Source organism: Curtobacterium sp. MCLR17_055 (genome assembly GCF_003234305.1).
Classification (GTDB): Bacteria; Actinomycetota; Actinomycetes; order Actinomycetales; family Microbacteriaceae; genus Curtobacterium; species Curtobacterium flaccumfaciens.
The window spans coordinates 205,384-220,916 of the sequence record NZ_QKSX01000003.1; the positions used below are offsets into that span (position 1 = coordinate 205,384).

The following is a 15,533-nucleotide window of genomic DNA, read 5'->3' on the forward strand; positions in this document are numbered from 1 at the left end:
GGTAGCGTGCGGGCATGGCCAACACCCTCGGGCGCACTCTGCTGTGCGCCACGGCGGCCGCGACGCTCCTCGCGGCCCCACTCGTCACCGTCACCGCAGCGACCGCGAACCCCGAGGGGACCGGCCTCGTCATCGAGGAGGCCTACCTGAAGGCGGGGAGCAAGGGCGCGTTCTACAACGAGAAGTTCGTCGAGATCGGCAACCCGACCGACGCCGCCGTGTCGCTCGACGGGTGGTCGTTGCAGTACCGGTCCGCCACGGGCGCCGGCACGTTCTCGGCCAGTGCGCTCGAGGGCACCGTGCCGGCGAAGGGCACCTTCCTGGTGTCGATGGCGGGCAACGGCGGGGCCAGCCCGGCTGGCGAGGACCTGCCCGCAGCCGACGACACCGCGACGCTCAACCCGTCGGGCACCACCGGCACGCTCGTGCTGTCCGACGCCACCGCACCCCTGGCGCTCGCCGCCGGACCCGTCGCCACCGGCACCGACGGCGTGGTCGACCTGCTCGGCTACGGCGCCTCGAACACGTTCGAGTCGGCCGTGCGCACCGTGACCGGGGACAACTCCGTGCCGAACGGCCTGGTCCGCCAGGGCACCACGGACACCGACGTCAACGGTGCGGACTTCTCCATGACGACGACGCTCACCCCACGGAACGCCGCGGGCGAGACGACGGCACCGACCGAGCCCACGGACCCGACCGACCCGGGTGACGGCGGGACCCCCACGCCCGGCACCCCCGCCGAGACGGTGACCATCGCCCAGCTGCAGGGCGCCACGGACACCTCGCCGTACGCCGGCAAGAACGTCACGACCGACGGCGTCGTCACCGCGGTCTACGGCACCGGCGGCTTCAACGGCTACACGATCCAGACCCCCGGCACCGGCGGTGCGATCGACCTCGGCGCCCACACCGCGTCCGACGCGGTGTTCGTCTTCTCGTCGGCCACCGCCGGCCTGGTGCACGAGGGCGACCACGTCCGGGTCACCGGCGCCGTGTCCGAGTACTTCGGCCTGACCGAGCTCACGGTGTCCGGCGCCTCGTCGCTGCAGCAGCTGGACGACACCGTCGCGGCGCCACAGCCCGCAGCGGTCGCGTTCCCGTCGTCCGACGCCCAGCGGGAGTCGCTCGAGAGCATGCTCGTCGCTCCGCAGGGGGCGTACACCGTCGCCGACAACTACACGACGAACCAGTACGGCGAGGTCGTGCTCGCCAGCGGCACGAAGCGCCTCATCCAGCCGACCGAGGTCGGCCGACCGGGCAGCGCCGAGGCGAAGGCCGTCGAGGCCGACAACGCCGCGCGCAAGGTCACGCTCGACGACGGTGCGAGCACCAACTTCCTGACCCAGGCGAACCAGGGCATCCCGGTGTCGTGGCTCACCCAGGGCCCGGTCACGGTCGGGGCCGCCGCCACCTTCACCGAGCCGGTCGTCCTCGACTACCGCAACAACGGGTGGAAGTTCCAGCCGACCGCCCCGATCACGGGTGCGACCCCGGCCGCCGAGCTGCCGGCGTCGTTCTCGAAGGTGCGCCAGCCGGCACCGCAGGACGTCGGCGGCGACCTGAAGCTCGCCGGCTTCAACGTGCTCAACTACTTCCCGACCACGGGCGACGAGCTCACCGGCTGCAAGTACTACACGGACCGCGCCGGTGACCCCGTCACGGTGAACTCCGGCTGCGACGCCCGCGGTGCCGCCGAGCAGGAGGACTTCCTGCGCCAGCAGGTCAAGATCGTGAAGGCCATCAACGGCCTGGACGCCGACGTCGTTTCGCTCGAGGAGATCGAGAACTCCGTCCGCTTCGGTCAGGACCGTGACGCCGCCGTGGCCACCCTGGTCGACGCGCTCAACGCCGCCACCGGCCAGGACACCTGGGCCTACGCGAAGTCCCCGGCCGTCGTGCCCGCGAGCGAGGACGTCATCCGCCTCGCCCTCATCTACAAGAAGGACCGCGTCGAGCCCGTCGGCGAGTCGACGATCCTGCTCGACGACGCGTTCACGAACGCCCGCCAGCCCGTCGCGGACGCGTTCCGCCCGGTCGGCGGCACCGCGGACGACGACTTCCTGGTGATCGCGAACCACTTCAAGTCCAAGGGCTCCGGCACCGGTGAGAACGCCGACCAGGGCGACGGGCAGGGGGCCTCGAACGCCGACCGCGTCGAGCAGGCGAAGGCCCTCGTGACCTTCTCCACCGACATGCAGGAGCAGTACGGCACCGACAAGGTGTTCATGCTCGGCGACTTCAACGCCTACAGCAAGGAGGACCCGGTGGTGGTCCTCGACGAGGCCGGCTACACCGACCTCGGCCCATCGCTCGACAGCACCGAGTACTCGTACGTGTTCTCCGGCCTGAGCGGCTCGCTCGACCACGTGTTCGCGTCGGAGGCCGCGCTCGAGACGGTCACGGGCGTGGACATCTGGAACATCAACTCGGTCGAGTCGGTGGGCCTGGAGTACAGCCGTTACAACTACAACGCGACGAACCTGTACACCGACGACGTGTACCGGGCGAGCGACCACGACCCGATCCTGGTCGGGTTCGACCTTGACGCCGCGGGCACCGACCCGGGCACGGACCCGACGCCGGTGCCGACGCCGACCCCGGTGCCGAACCCGACGCCGACCCCGACCCCGACTCCGGTGCCGCCGGTCGACGGGATCACCCCGCCGGTTGCTCCGGTGGCACCGTCGGAGTCGTTGTTGACGGAGGCGAACCGTGGCGGGGTGTCTGCTCCGGCGACCGCTCGTGCGGGGGAGACGATCACGGTGACGGTCGGCACTGCTTCTGCCGGTGACACGGTGAACGTGTGGTTGTTCTCGGAGCCGACGCTGATCGGGACGGCTGTGGTTGCTGCTGACGGGACGGTTCGGGTGACGATCCCGGCGGACACGATGGCTGGTGCGCACCGGCTGGCGGTGACGGCTGCGGACGGGAGCCTGATCGGGTGGACCCCGATCACGATCACCACGGATGGGCAGCTCGCGTTCACGGGTGCTGCGGGCCTCGGTGCCGGTGCGCTGGTGGCGTTCCTGCTGCTCGCGGCGGGCGCGGGTGTGCTGATCGTGCGTCGCCGCAGGACCGCGGCCGCCGCGGGGTAGTCCCCACGCCCCCCGTCGGGGCGATGAGTGTGCAGAAGACGTCGGGTTCGCGGTGCGGACCCGACGTCTTCTGCTCACCCATGCGCGGTGGGCGCGACCGCGCGACGGACGGGAGGCGCGGTGCGGGCTGGCACGGCGCCTCCAGGCCGGCAGTCAGCCGCGTTTGACCGACGTACCCCGCGTCGGCTAGGCTCTCACCTTGGTCTGTGCGCCCCGCGCGCGGACAGTCAGATGAGCCCTCCAACCGAGGTGTTCCCCGTGCTTCTGCCCGTGGAACTCCCGACCGGAGTGGGATTCACGGACTCCTCACCTCGACACGAAAGCAGCACTCCTGTGACTCGCACGTTCTCACCGAAGCCGGCAGACGTCCAGCACGACTGGATCGTCATCGACGCCACCGACGTCGTCCTCGGCCGTCTCGCCACCCACGCCGCGGCGCTCCTGCGCGGCAAGCACAAGGCCACCTTCGCCCAGCACATGGACATGGGTGACTTCGTCATCATCGTGAACGCCGACAAGGTCGCCCTGACCGGTTCGAAGCTCGCGAAGAAGGTCTACTACCGTCACTCGGGTTACCCGGGCGGCCTGACGGCGACCTCCTACCCGGAGATGCTCGAGAAGCACCCCACCCGCGCCGTCGAGAAGGCGATCCGCGGCATGCTGCCGAAGAACACCCTCGGCCGCGAGCAGCTCAAGAAGCTGAAGGTCTACGCCGGCGCGGAGCACCCGCACGCCGCGCAGCAGCCCAAGCCGTACATCTTCGACCAGGTCGCACAGTAGTTCCGGCCACGACGACTTCAAGGACACAGAAAACTCATGGCTCAGATCGCTGATTCCCTCGACCAGACCCCGGAGAGCTTCACCACGGAGAGCGCACCCGCCGCTGCCGAGGCCGCTCCCCGTCAGATCCTCAACGTCTCCGGCGGTGCCGTCGGGCGCCGCAAGGAGGCCATCGCGCGCGTCCGGCTCGTCCCGGGCTCCGGCACGTTCGTCGTGAACGGCCGCACGCTCGAGGACTACTTCCCGAACAAGCTGCACCAGCAGCTCATCAACGACCCCTTCAAGGTGCTCGAGCTCCTCGGCTCGTACGACGTCGTCGCCCGCATCACCGGTGGCGGCCCCTCGGGTCAGGCCGGCGCGCTCCGCCTCGCCATCGCCCGCACCCTGAACGAGATCGACCGCGAGAACAACCGCGCGGCCCTCAAGAAGGCCGGCTTCCTCACCCGTGACGCCCGCGTCATCGAGCGCAAGAAGGCCGGTCTCAAGAAGGCCCGCAAGGCTTCGCAGTTCTCGAAGCGCTAGTCGTCACCGGCTGAAGATCGCAATGCCGCGTCTGTTCGGTACCGACGGGGTTCGTGGTCTCGCCAACGGCGAGCTGACGGCCGCGCTCGCACTGGGTCTTGCCCAGGCGAGCGCGGCCGTCCTCACACACGGACACCATGCCGACGCCCGCCGGGCGTCGGGTCGACCGCGCCCGCGCGCGGTCCTCGCGCGTGACCCGCGCGTCTCCGGCGAGTTCCTCGGTGCCGCCGTCGCGGCCGGGCTCGCCTCGGCCGGCGTCGACGTGCTCGACGCCGGGGTCATCCCCACCCCCGCCGCGGCGTTCCTCGTCGCGGACATCGACGCCGACTTCGGCGTGATGATCTCCGCATCGCACAACCCCGCTCCCGACAACGGGATCAAGTTCTTCGCCACGGGTGGCCGCAAGCTGCCGGACGAGGTCGAGGACCGCATCGAAGCGGCCATGCACGACCACTCCGCACCCACCCCCACCGGCATCGACGTCGGGCGCATCTCGCGGTTCGCCGACGCCGAGGACCGCTACGTGGTGCACCTGCTCGGCACGCTGCCGCACCGGCTCGACGGCATCCACGTCGTGCTCGACTGCGCGAACGGTGCCGCCGCCGGCGTCTCGCCCGAGGTCTTCGTCAACGCGGGAGCCCGCGTGACGCTCATCGGCGCCGACCCCGACGGCTGGAACATCAACGACGGCGTCGGTTCGACCCACATCGACAACCTCGCCCGCGCGGTGCTCGAGCACGGTGCCGACGTCGGCATCGCGCACGACGGGGACGCGGACCGCTGCCTGGCGGTCGACGCCGCGGGCAACGCGATCGACGGTGACCAGATCATGGCGATCCTCGCGCTGTCCCTGCAGGAGCGCGGACGGCTGAAGGACGACACCCTCGTCGCGACGGTCATGTCGAACCTCGGGCTGAAGCGCGCCATGGCCGACGCGGGCATCACCGTGATCGAGGCGGGCGTGGGCGACCGTTACGTGCTCGAGAAGATGACCGAGGGCGACTACTCCATCGGTGGCGAGCAGTCCGGTCACATCATCTTCAATGAGTTCGCCACCACGGGTGACGGCATCCTGACCGGGCTGCACCTGGTCGCCGAGATGGCGCGCACGGGCAAGACCCTGCAGGAGCTCGCCTCGTGCATGACGGTGTTCCCGCAGGTGCTGCTCAACGTCCGGGGCGTCGATCGTCACGGGCTCGCCGACCAGGGCGTGCAGGACGCCATCGCCGCCGCCAGTGAGGCGCTCGGGGACAGCGGTCGTGTGCTGCTCCGTCCGTCGGGCACCGAGCCGGTCGTGCGCGTCATGGTCGAGGCCGCTTCCCAGGACGACGCCCAGCGCATCGCCGAGGAGCTCGCCGCCGTCGTGCAGGACCGCCTGGCGCTCGACGCCGCGTAGGGTCCCCTCCGCAAGACACCGGTGTTCGCCGGTTGAACACGCGCAGAACGCGGTTCAGCTCGCGAACACCGGTGTTTTGCGCTGCCCTGCTGGCTGCGCTGCCCCCTCCGCTCAGATCTTGCGGAGCAGGACCGAGTTCACCTTGTGGTTCGCGCCCTTCTTCAGCACCAGGGTGGCGCGGGATCGCGTGGGCAGCACGTTCTCGAGCAGGTTCGGCTCGTTGATCGCCCGCCAGACCTCGGTCGCCGTCCGGACCGCGTCCTCACGCGAGAGCGAGGCGAACCGGTGGAAGAACGAGTCGGGGCTCGAGAACGCCTCTTCCTGCAGGGCGAGGAACCGGTCGACGTACCAGGACTCGATGTCCTTCGTCTTCGCGTCCACGTAGATCGTGAAGTCGAACAGGTCGGACAGCGCGAGCCGCCCGTGCACCGGGGGCGCCAACACGTTGAGGCCCTCGACGATGAGCACGTCGGGCTGCCGGACGACGATCTCGGCATCGGGCACGATGTCGTAGACCAGGTGCGAGTAGTACGGCGCGCGGACCTCGGTGGCCCCGCTCTTCACCTGGCTCACGAAGCGCAGCAGGGAGCGGCGGTCGTACGACTCCGGGAAGCCCTTGCGGTCCATGATCCCGCGGCGCTCGAGCTCGGCGTTCGGGTACAGGAAGCCGTCGGTCGTCACGAGCTCGACCCGAGGGGTGTCCGGCCAGCGCTTCGTCAGCTCGCGCAGCAGACGGGCGACGGTGGACTTGCCGACCGCGACGGAACCCGCGACGCCGATGACGAACGGCGTGCGTCCGGCGCGCTCCCCGAGGAACCGGCTCGTCTCGGCGTGCAGGTTCCGCGCGCCGGCGGCGTAGAGCGTGAGCAGGCGGGACAGCGGCAGGTAGACCTCCTGCACCTCCTGCATGTCCAACCGGTCGCCGAGACCGCGCAGCTGCACGATCTCGGTCTCGGTGAGCGACAGGTGTTCCTTCGGGGCGAGCTGGGACCACTCGTCACGCGGGATCTCCACGAACGGGGTCGGGTGCGCGACGGCGGTCTCCGAGAACGGCATGGGATCGAGCGTACAGACGGGAGGCCCGGGGCACGTGAGCCGGTCGGCTCACGTGCCCCGGGCCTCCCGTCCAGTGCTCGGTGCGCGTCCGCAGGACGCGACGCGTCAGGCGGGCAGGGCCGCCTCGATGGCGGCGACGACCTCGGGGGCGTCCGGCTTCGTGGTGGGGCGGAAGCGCGTGACGGAGCCGTCGGGGGCGACGAGGAACTTCTCGAAGTTCCAGGCGACCCGGCCGGCCTTGCCGTCGGCGTCCGGGGTCTCCTTGAGGGCCTGGTAGAGCGGGTGGGCGCTCTTGCCGTTGACCTTGACCTTCTCGGACATCGGGAACGTGACACCCCACGTGGTGGAGCAGTACTCGTCGATCGCCTCGGACGAGCCGAGCTCCTGCAGGAACTGGTTGCTCGGGAAGCCCAGCACCGTGAACCCGCGGGGGCCGTACTGCTTCTGCAGGGCCTCGAGCTGCTCGTACTGCGGGGCGAGGCCGCACCGAGAGGCGACGTTCACGACCAGTACGGCCTTGTCGGCGTAGGCGCCGAACGTGGTGTCCTCGCCGTGCAGCGTGGTGATGGCGATGTCGTCGAAGCGTCCCATGGCCGAAACGTTATCCCCACCCCCGGGACTTCGCAGGGTCGGCGTCCAGGCAGACCGTAGGATCGGTTCCATGTGTGGAATCGTCGGCTACGTCGGCAGCAACAGCAGCCAGGACGTCCTCCTCGGTGGCCTCCGTCGCCTCGAGTACCGCGGCTACGACTCGGCGGGCATCGCCGTCGTCGACCCAGCCGGAGACCTCGTGTCGGCCAAGAAGGCCGGCAAGCTCCAGGCCCTGGTCGACGAGCTCGAGTCGTCGCCGATCCCGGACGGCACGACGGGCATCGGGCACACGCGCTGGGCGACCCACGGTGGCCCGACCGACGGCAACGCCCACCCGCACCTGGCCGACGGCGACAAGCTCGCCCTCATCCACAACGGCATCATCGAGAACTTCTCCGAGCTCCGCGCCGAGCTGCAGGCCGAGGGCATCGAGTTCCGCAGCGAGACCGACTCCGAGGTCGCCGCGCACCTGGTCGGACGCGCCTTCCGCGACACCGGTGACCTGACCGCCGCCATGCAGCAGGCCGTGCAGCGGCTCGAAGGGGCCTTCACGCTCCTCGTCGTGCACGCCGACCAGCCCGGCGTCGTCGTCGGTGCCCGTCGCAACTCGCCCCTGGTGGTCGGGCTCGGCGACGGTGAGAACTTCATGGGCTCGGACGTCGCCGCGTTCGTCGCCCACACACAGCGCGCGCTGTCGATCGGGCAGGACGAGATCGCCACGATCCGCCCCGACGGCGTCGACGTCATCCACTTCGACGGCACCCCGGCGACGCCGACCGAGTTCGAGGTCAACTGGGACGCCTCCGCCGCCGACAAGGGCGGCTGGAGCTCGTTCATGGCGAAGGAGATCAGCGAGGAGCCCGAGGCCGTCGCGAAGACGATCCTCGGTCGCGTCCACGACGGCGCCGTCACGCTGACCGACCTCGACCCGATCGCCGAGCGCCTGGCGACGGTCGACCGCGTCATCGTGATCGCCTGCGGTACCGCCGCCTACGCCGGCATCCTCGGCAAGTACGCCATCGAGCAGTGGGCCCGCATCCCGGTCGAGGTCGAGCTCGCGCACGAGTTCCGCTACCGCGACCCGGTGCTGAACGAGCGCACCCTGGTCGTCTCGATCAGCCAGTCCGGCGAGACCATGGACACGCTCATGGCCGTCAAGTACGCCCGCGAGCAGGGCGCGCAGGTCCTGTCGATCTGCAACACCCAGGGCGCCACGATCCCGCGTGAGTCCGACGCCGTGATCTACACGCACGCCGGGCCCGAGGTCGCCGTCGCGTCGACCAAGGCCTTCATCGCCCAGGGCGTCGCGCTCTACCTGCTCGGGCTGCACCTGGCGACGCTGCGCGGCACGCTCACCACCGAGCAGATCGCCGAGCAGGTCGCCGAGCTCGAGGGGCTCGCGCCGAAGCTGCAGCAGACCATCGAGGATGCCGCCGGCATCAAGGACCTGGCCCGTTGGATGGCGGACACCCGGAGCGTGCTGTTCCTCGGCCGCCACGTCGGCTACCCGATCGCACTCGAGGGCGCCCTCAAGCTCAAGGAGCTCGCGTACATCCACGCCGAGGGCTTCGCGGCCGGTGAGCTCAAGCACGGCCCGATCGCCCTCATCGAGCCGGGCCAGATCGTCTTCGTCATCGTGCCGTCGCCGCGCGACCCCCGGTCGTTGCACCCGAAGGTCGTCTCGAACATCCAGGAGATCCGCGCCCGCGGTGCCCGGGTGATCGCGATCGCCGAAGAGGGCGACGCCGCGGTGCTGCCCTTCGCCGACGAGGTCCTGCGGATCCCGCTCGCGACCCCGCTGTTCGAGCCGCTGCTCGCCGTGGCACCGCTGCACATGTTCGGCATGGAGCTCGCCGCGGCCAAGGGCCTGGACGTCGACCAGCCACGCAACCTCGCGAAGTCGGTCACCGTCGAGTAGTCGCGACGGTGATCATCGGGATCGGGGTCGACGTGGTCGACCTGGAACGGTTCGAACGGGTGCTGGAGCGCACACCGGCGATGCTGGCGCGGCTGTTCACGCCGTCCGAGCAGGTCCGTGACGGCGAACCCCGGCCGATCGCGTCCCTCGCCGCACGGTTCGCTGCCAAGGAAGCCCTGATCAAGGCCTTCGGGTCGAGTGCCGGGCTGAGCTGGCAGGACCTCGAGGTCGTGTCCGACGACCAGCGGAACCCGTCGCTCACCCTGCACCAGGGCGCCCGGCAGGTGGCGGACGCGCGTGGCGTGACGAGCGTGCACCTGTCGCTCTCGCATGATGGAGGGATCGCGACCGCGTTCGTGGTCCTGGAAGGAACAGACGTGGTCCTGGAAGGAACTCCCCGGTGAGTGCGTTCACCGGCATCACGGTCGATCGCGGAGCCCTGATCGAGAACTACGCGACCATCGCCGACCGGGTCGCCCCGGCCGGGGTCATCGCGGTGGTCAAGGCGAACGCCTACGGCCACGGCGCCCTCGACGCCGCGCAGGCCTTCGTGGACGCCGGTGCCGAGTGGCTCGGGGTCGCCGACATCGACGAGGCCGTCGCGCTGCGGCAGGGCGGCATCGACGAGGGGGTCCGGATCCTCGCGTGGCTGCACGCCCCCGACGAGGACTTCCGTCGCGCCGCGCAGTTCGACGTCACGCCCGCGGTGTCGAGCGTCGAGCAGCTCTCCGCAGCAGCCGACTCCGACGTCCGCGCCGTGCACCTGTGCGTCGACACCGGCCTGAGCCGCAACGGTGCGGTCGAGTCCGAGTGGGCCGAGCTCTTCGCGACCGCCGGCGCCCTGGCCCGCGGCGGCAACCGCACCCGGGTCGAAGGGCTCATGTCCCACCTGTCGAACGCGTCGCGCACCGACGACCTCGACCAGGACGCCGCACTGCAGCGGGCGCTGGACGGCCTCGCCGCGAACGGCATCGTGCCGGACGTGGTGCACCTCGCCGCGAGTGCCGCGAGCATCGCCGTGCCGGAGACCCGCCACGACCTGTCCCGCGTCGGACTCGCCCTGTACGGGCTGAGCCCCTTCGACGGTCGCACCTCGGCTGACCTGGGGCTGCGCCCCGCGATGCGGGTCACCGCCGCCGTGCTCCGCACCGTGCCGGTCGCCGCGGGCGACGGCGTCTCCTACGGCTACACCTGGCGCGCCGAGACGGACACCCGTCTCGCCGTGATCGGCCTCGGCTACGCGGACGGCTTCGACCGGGACTTCGGCAACCGGGTCTCGGTGCGGATCGGCGACCGGACGTTCCCGGTGGTCGGACGGGTCGCGATGAACGCCATGCACGTCGACATCGGCGACGCCGACGTGCAGGTCGGCGACGAGGCGGTGTTGTGGGGCGACCCCGCGAACGGCGACCCAGCCGTCGAGGACTGGGCCGACGCCATCGGCACGATCAACTACGAGGTGGTCGCCCGGATCGGCCGCAGCGTGGAACGGAGGACGACGTGAGCTCCGCACCGCTGCGTCAGGCGCGCATCGACCTCGACGCCTACCGGGCCAACCTCGACCGTGTCCGCGAGTGGATGGACCCGGTCGCCGTCATGGCGATCATGAAGGCCGACGCGTACGGACACGGCCTCGAGCCGATCGCGCTCGCCGCCGTCGACGCCGGCATCCGCTGGATCGGTGTGCTGACGGTGCCCGCGGCCCTGCGCCTGCGCTCGATCGGCGTCGGCGAGGACGTCCACCTGTTCACCTGGCAGCACGACCCCGACCTGGACTTCCGTGACGCCATCGACTCGGCCGTCGACCTCGGCGTCTCGAACGTCGCCGAGCTGCAGCGCATCATCGACGCCGTCGACCAGCGACCGGCCCGGGTGCACCTCGGCGTCGACTCCGGCCTGCACCGCGACGGCGCGACCCCGGCGGACTGGCCGGCGCTCGTCGAGCTCGCCCGGGACGCCCAGCGGAACGGCCGCATCGAGGTCGTCGCCGCGTACACGCACCTGGCCGAGGCGTCCGACCACGAGGACAGCGCCGCGGTCGCCGTGTTCGACGCCGCGATCGAGATCGCCGAGGACCTGGGGCTCGACGTCCCGATGGAGCACGTCGCCGCGTCGCTCGCGGGGCTGGAGCGCAAGGAGTTCCGCAAGGACATGGTCCGGATGGGCGCGAACCTGTTCGGCATCCCCGGAGCCGACGGCGTCTCGGCGGCCGACCTCGGACTCGAGCCGGTGATGACCCTGACCGCGTCGGTCGCGAAGACGAAGCGCGTCCCCGTCGACACCGGCGTCTCCTACGACTACACGTACCGCACGGCGACCGAGACGACCCTGGCGCTCGTGCCCGTCGGGTACGCCGACGGGGTCCCGCGTCTGGCGCAGGGCCGCATCGAGGTCGCGATCGGCGGCAAGCGCTACCCGATCGCCGGCCGCGTCGCGATGGACCAGTTCCTGGTGGACGTCGGCGAGGACGACGTGCAGACCGGCGACACCGTCGTGCTGTTCGGCACCGGCGAGCACGACGAGATGACCGTGCTCGAGTGGGGCGCGGCGCTCGAGACCATCGGCGAGGAGATCGTCTGCCGGATCGGCAGCCGTGTGCCCCGGTTCTACGAGGGCCACGACATCGAGGGACGGGTCGGGGAGTACCTGCGGGGCGAGCGGCCGTGACCGAGTTGCCGCACGTCCTGCTCGACACCACCGTCGACGGCACCGAGGCGATGGGGGAGCTCGGGGCCCGGTTGGCCGCGGTGCTGCGCGCGGGGGACCTCGTCGTGCTGACCGGGCCGCTCGGTGCCGGCAAGACGACCCTGACGCGCGGGCTCGGGGCCGCACTCGGTGCGCGCGGCCAGGTGTCCAGCCCGACCTTCGTCCTCGCCCGGACGCACCCGACGGCCGCCGGCCCCGACCTGGTGCACGTCGACGCCTACCGTCTGTCCGACCCGGTCGAGCTCGACGACCTCGACCTCGACTGGGATGCCGCCATCGTCGTCGTCGAGTGGGGTCGCGGCATGGTCGACGGCATCAGCGACAGCGTGCTCGACGTCGAGATCACGCGCGCCACCGGTGCCGACGCGGCCGACCACGGTGTCGACGACGACCTCGATCCGGACGACGTGCCCGACGAGCCGCGCCGGGTCGTCGTCACCGCGACGGGGCCGCGCTGGACGGGCGTCGACCTCTGACCCTGCAGCGCGTGGACACCGGTGCGGTCGACGACCTCCGCACCTTCCTCGTCGGTGCCGACCTGACCGTCGCCGGGCTCGACCGTGCTGGCCACGACCGTGCCGGTCTCGAGCCGACCGTCCGGCTGTGGGTCGACCGTGCCGAGGACGGCCGCGTGGTCGGCAGCACCGGGTACGAGACGAGCGCCGACGGCGTCCACGTGCTCGTCCGCAGCGTGGCGGTCGCGCCGCAGCTCCGGGGGCTCGGCCACGGCACCCGGCTCGCGCGCTTCGCCGTCGACCACGCCGCGGTCACGGGCGCGCGACGGGCGTGGCTGTTCTCGCGGCGCTCCGGTCCGTTCTGGCAGTCGCTCGGGTTCACCCTCGCCGACCGCGACGACCTGGCGGCCGCCCTGGCCGCCACCCACCAGGTCCGGTCGTTCCGGCGGACCGGGCAGCTCGCGCGCGAGGTCGCCTGGTCCCTCGACCTGACCGCGGTGTGAGCCGGCGCGGCCGGGCGACAGCGGGTGTCCCGGTACCACCCAGCCGGCTCCGGGAGGATGCGGTGTGCCGACGCTCATCGTGACCGCCCACCCGGACCCCGACTCCCTCACCCACCACCTCGCGGCTCGCCTGCGGGACGCCCTGCCCGCGGGGACGGTCGAGACCGCCGACCTGGCGGCCGAGGGGTTCGACCCGCGCTTCACCCTCGCCGACCGGCAGACCTACCGGACCGGCACGGACGCGCTGGCCGACGTCGTCGCCGAGCAGCAGCGCATCGACCGCGCCACCGACCTCGTCCTCGTGTTCCCGGTCTGGTGGTGGTCCGTGCCCGCGGTGCTCAAGGGGTGGATCGACCGCGTGTTCGTGAACGGCTGGGCGTTCGACGTCGATCCGGACGGCGGCATCCGTCGGGCGCTCGAACGGCTCACTGTCCACCTGGTGCCGATCGCGGGCGACGACGCCGGCGTGTACGAACGGCACGGGTACGCCGAGGGGCTCCGGACGCAGGTCGAGCACGGCATTGTCGACTTCTGCGGTGCCCGGCGGGGCGCCACCGTGTTCGTGCACGACTCCGAGACCGAGGACGCCGAGGCCCGCGAGCGCGCGGTCGCCGCGGCGGTGGAGGGTGTCCGTCGGGCGGTCGTCGACCGTGCCCCGGCCGGCGACCGGTAGCCTCGCAGCAGATCTGGTCAGCGCGAACGGGGGAACCATGCGCATCGTCCTCGATACCGGCGGCTTCAGCGACGTGGAGGTCGGCACGGTGGACCGTGACGACACCGAGTTGGTGTTCCGGTCGCCCGCAGGAGCGGTCGTGGCACGCCATCCGGTGACCGCCGTCGTCTGCCTGGACGTCCGGGCGACCGGCCCGCGGTCAGCGTCGGCGCCGGTGCCGGCCGTCGCCACGACGTCCGGAGCGGACGACCCGTCGTCCCCGCTGGTGGTCCGGGCTGCACCGACCGGCAACCCGCAGGTCGACGCTGCTCGGCTCGACCGGCCCGCCGCCTACGCGCCGTGGACGCAGCAAGAGGACACCGGGCTCGAGGCAATGACGGCCGCGGGGATGTCCGTGGCGGACGTTGCGATCGTCCTGCGTCGCCAGGACGGCGGTGTGCGGTCCCGGCTGCGGCACCTTCGAGGAGCAGCGGACGAGGCCGCGACGGGTACGGGCGCGACGTCGCCCACCAGCACGGTCCGTTTCGACTAGCCGCGGCCCCCTGACTTGCATGACGGATCGAACGTCCCCGCGTCCCGACGTGCAGGTGCTTGGAAGTTCGATCTGAAGTTATAGGGCAGAGGGCACTTTGCTTATGATGAGGAGATGCGCCGAGAAGACTTCCGATCAGAACGCTTCGGCACACTCGCCACGCGTCCGTTGTCCGAGTGGCCGCACGCCTACTTCTTGCCCGCGCCGTTACCACGTGAGCTCGTCCTCGAGCCGATGACGAACGCCGCAGTGTCCCGCGCGGACATCGCGATCGGTCGGCTCGCCGGGCTCGGGCAGCTCATCCAGGAACCAGAACTCCTGCTCGGCCCGTCCATGGCGCAGGAGGCGCTGGCGAGTTCGCGCATCGAGGGGACCCAGGCGTCACTGAGCGATGTGCTCAGCGTCGAGAACGACGACGAGATCCTCGACGAGGATCTCCGCGAGGTGGACAACTACCTCCGGGCCGCCCGCGAGGGAGTGGCGCTCCTCGCAGATCTCCCCATCACCCAACGGTTCATCTGTTCGCTCCACGAGACCCTGATGCGGGAGGTCCGTGGAGACGAGAAGTCGCCCGGTGAGCTTCGTCGCTCACCAGTGTGGATCGGATCTCCGAACGCTCGACCGGAGACTGCCCGGTTCATCCCGCCGCACCAGGACCACCTTCCCGAGACCCTTGACGACTGGGAGCGTTTCGTCAACGCACCACTGGACTCGATGTCGGTCACGGTGAAGTGCGCTCTGATGCACTACCAGTTCGAGACGATCCACCCGTTCCTCGACGGCAATGGTCGGATCGGGCGCCTCCTGATCGGGTTCTCGCTGATCGCAGACGGCATCCTGCCCGCGCCGATCTTGCACATCTCGGGGTACTTCGAACAACACCGAACCGAGTACTACGAGCGGTTGCAGGCCGTTCGGGAGCGCGGAGAGGTCAACGAGTGGATCCAGTTCTTCGCCGAGGCGGTGACCGTCCGAGCGAATGACAGCGCCGAGCGGATCCGGCAGCTCGTGGAGATCCGCGAGCGATACCGCCTCGCTGCGCGGACGGAGCGTTCGGCGCTCCCCGGGCTCGTCGACGTGATCTTCAAGAACCCCGTCCTCACGGTGGCGTCGGTCCGGAGGGCGCTCGGCGTGTCACAGCCGACGGCATCCGCGTTGCTCCGTCGAGCCGAGGAGTACGGCTGGCTCCGGTCACTCGGGCGAGCGGGCAGAGGCGGTCGCGAGCGCTGGCGTGCCGACGAGATCTGGAACGCGGTCGCTGGCAGCCTCGACGAGGACTGACTCCTTGCCCCGCCCCGCCTAC

The 15,533-nt window shown here is 70.9% G+C and carries 15 protein-coding genes; 13 read left to right on the forward strand and 2 right to left on the reverse strand.

The window, feature by feature from the left end:
* Positions 1-14: 14 nt before the first annotated feature.
* From DEJ09_RS04395 to glmM, 4 genes are all read left to right on the forward strand, one after another.
* A complete protein-coding gene (locus DEJ09_RS04395; RefSeq protein WP_111087746.1) occupies positions 15-3,098 on the forward strand; it encodes an ExeM/NucH family extracellular endonuclease in 3,084 nt (1,027 codons plus the stop codon).
* A 333-nt stretch (positions 3,099-3,431) separates the two neighbouring features.
* Entirely contained in the window at positions 3,432-3,878 is a 447-nt protein-coding gene (gene rplM, locus DEJ09_RS04400; RefSeq protein ID WP_027466717.1) for a 50S ribosomal protein L13, read from the forward strand.
* A 36-nt stretch (positions 3,879-3,914) separates the two neighbouring features.
* The gene (rpsI, locus tag DEJ09_RS04405) at positions 3,915-4,400 is read left to right on the forward strand and encodes a 30S ribosomal protein S9 (protein WP_017885499.1); all 486 of its coding nucleotides are present in this window, start codon (positions 3,915-3,917) and stop codon (positions 4,398-4,400) included.
* A 22-nt stretch (positions 4,401-4,422) separates the two neighbouring features.
* A complete protein-coding gene (gene glmM, locus DEJ09_RS04410; protein WP_071406153.1) occupies positions 4,423-5,796 on the forward strand; it encodes a phosphoglucosamine mutase in 1,374 nt (457 codons plus the stop codon).
* A gap of 111 nt (positions 5,797-5,907) precedes the next feature.
* On the opposite strand, the gene coaA is transcribed toward glmM, so the two are convergent.
* Both coaA and DEJ09_RS04420 read right to left on the reverse strand, forming a co-directional pair.
* On the reverse strand, positions 5,908-6,852 hold the full coding sequence (coaA, locus tag DEJ09_RS04415) for a type I pantothenate kinase (protein WP_111046473.1): 945 nt from the start codon (positions 6,850-6,852) through the stop codon (positions 5,908-5,910).
* A 105-nt stretch (positions 6,853-6,957) separates the two neighbouring features.
* Positions 6,958-7,443 carry a glutathione peroxidase gene (locus tag DEJ09_RS04420; protein ID WP_111023295.1) on the reverse strand — a complete coding sequence of 162 codons (486 nt, stop codon included), beginning with the start codon at positions 7,441-7,443 and terminating at the stop codon, positions 6,958-6,960.
* Positions 7,444-7,513: 70 nt separating this feature from the next.
* On the opposite strand from DEJ09_RS04420, the gene glmS reads away from it, so the two are divergent.
* The 9 genes from glmS (at position 7,514) to DEJ09_RS04465 (ending at position 15,511) form a co-directional block, all read left to right on the forward strand.
* Positions 7,514-9,361 carry a glutamine--fructose-6-phosphate transaminase (isomerizing) gene (gene glmS / locus DEJ09_RS04425; RefSeq protein WP_111038493.1) on the forward strand — a complete coding sequence of 616 codons (1,848 nt, stop codon included), beginning with the start codon at positions 7,514-7,516 and terminating at the stop codon, positions 9,359-9,361.
* Between the two features lie 8 nt (positions 9,362-9,369).
* Positions 9,370-9,765: a holo-ACP synthase gene (locus tag DEJ09_RS04430; RefSeq protein WP_111087747.1), complete on the forward strand. Its 396-nt coding sequence runs from the start codon at positions 9,370-9,372 to the stop codon at positions 9,763-9,765.
* Positions 9,762-10,865, forward strand: a complete 1,104-nt coding sequence (gene alr, locus DEJ09_RS04435; RefSeq protein ID WP_071406148.1) for an alanine racemase — start codon at positions 9,762-9,764, stop codon at positions 10,863-10,865. Before DEJ09_RS04430 ends, alr (DEJ09_RS04435) begins: the two co-directional genes overlap by 4 nt.
* On the forward strand, positions 10,862-12,028 hold the full coding sequence (alr, locus tag DEJ09_RS04440; RefSeq protein ID WP_164941159.1) for an alanine racemase: 1,167 nt from the start codon (positions 10,862-10,864) through the stop codon (positions 12,026-12,028). The genes alr (DEJ09_RS04435) and alr (DEJ09_RS04440) overlap by 4 nt, the downstream gene beginning before the upstream one ends.
* Positions 12,025-12,543, forward strand: coding sequence for a tRNA (adenosine(37)-N6)-threonylcarbamoyltransferase complex ATPase subunit type 1 TsaE (gene tsaE / locus DEJ09_RS04445; RefSeq protein ID WP_181433260.1), 519 nt, complete (start codon positions 12,025-12,027; stop codon positions 12,541-12,543). The genes alr (DEJ09_RS04440) and tsaE overlap by 4 nt, the downstream gene beginning before the upstream one ends.
* A gap of 11 nt (positions 12,544-12,554) precedes the next feature.
* A complete protein-coding gene (locus DEJ09_RS04450) occupies positions 12,555-13,025 on the forward strand; it encodes a GNAT family N-acetyltransferase (RefSeq protein ID WP_111032258.1) in 471 nt (156 codons plus the stop codon).
* A 64-nt stretch (positions 13,026-13,089) separates the two neighbouring features.
* Positions 13,090-13,698, forward strand: a complete 609-nt coding sequence (locus DEJ09_RS04455; protein WP_111087749.1) for an NAD(P)H-dependent oxidoreductase — start codon at positions 13,090-13,092, stop codon at positions 13,696-13,698.
* A 37-nt stretch (positions 13,699-13,735) separates the two neighbouring features.
* Entirely contained in the window at positions 13,736-14,230 is a 495-nt protein-coding gene (locus DEJ09_RS04460) for a hypothetical protein (RefSeq protein WP_128780465.1), read from the forward strand.
* A gap of 234 nt (positions 14,231-14,464) precedes the next feature.
* Positions 14,465-15,511, forward strand: a complete 1,047-nt coding sequence (locus DEJ09_RS04465) for a Fic family protein (protein ID WP_258373785.1) — start codon at positions 14,465-14,467, stop codon at positions 15,509-15,511.
* Positions 15,512-15,533 lie beyond the last annotated feature (22 nt).

What these genes read in the sequence shown, in the direction of transcription:
- DEJ09_RS04395 (WP_111087746.1), top strand. Translation starts at nt 15, where the DNA reads ATGGCCAACACCCTCGGGCGCACTCTGCTGTGCGCCACGGCGGCCGCG.
- rpsI (WP_017885499.1), top strand. Translation starts at nt 3,915, where the DNA reads ATGGCTCAGATCGCTGATTCCCTCGACCAGACCCCGGAGAGCTTCACC.
- glmM (WP_071406153.1), top strand. Translation starts at nt 4,423, where the DNA reads ATGCCGCGTCTGTTCGGTACCGACGGGGTTCGTGGTCTCGCCAACGGC.
- coaA (WP_111046473.1), bottom strand. Translation starts at nt 6,852, where the DNA reads ATGCCGTTCTCGGAGACCGCCGTCGCGCACCCGACCCCGTTCGTGGAG.
- DEJ09_RS04420 (WP_111023295.1), bottom strand. Translation starts at nt 7,443, where the DNA reads ATGGGACGCTTCGACGACATCGCCATCACCACGCTGCACGGCGAGGAC.
- glmS (WP_111038493.1), top strand. Translation starts at nt 7,514, where the DNA reads ATGTGTGGAATCGTCGGCTACGTCGGCAGCAACAGCAGCCAGGACGTC.
- DEJ09_RS04460 (WP_128780465.1), top strand. Translation starts at nt 13,736, where the DNA reads ATGCGCATCGTCCTCGATACCGGCGGCTTCAGCGACGTGGAGGTCGGC.
- DEJ09_RS04465 (WP_258373785.1), top strand. Translation starts at nt 14,465, where the DNA reads ATGACGAACGCCGCAGTGTCCCGCGCGGACATCGCGATCGGTCGGCTC.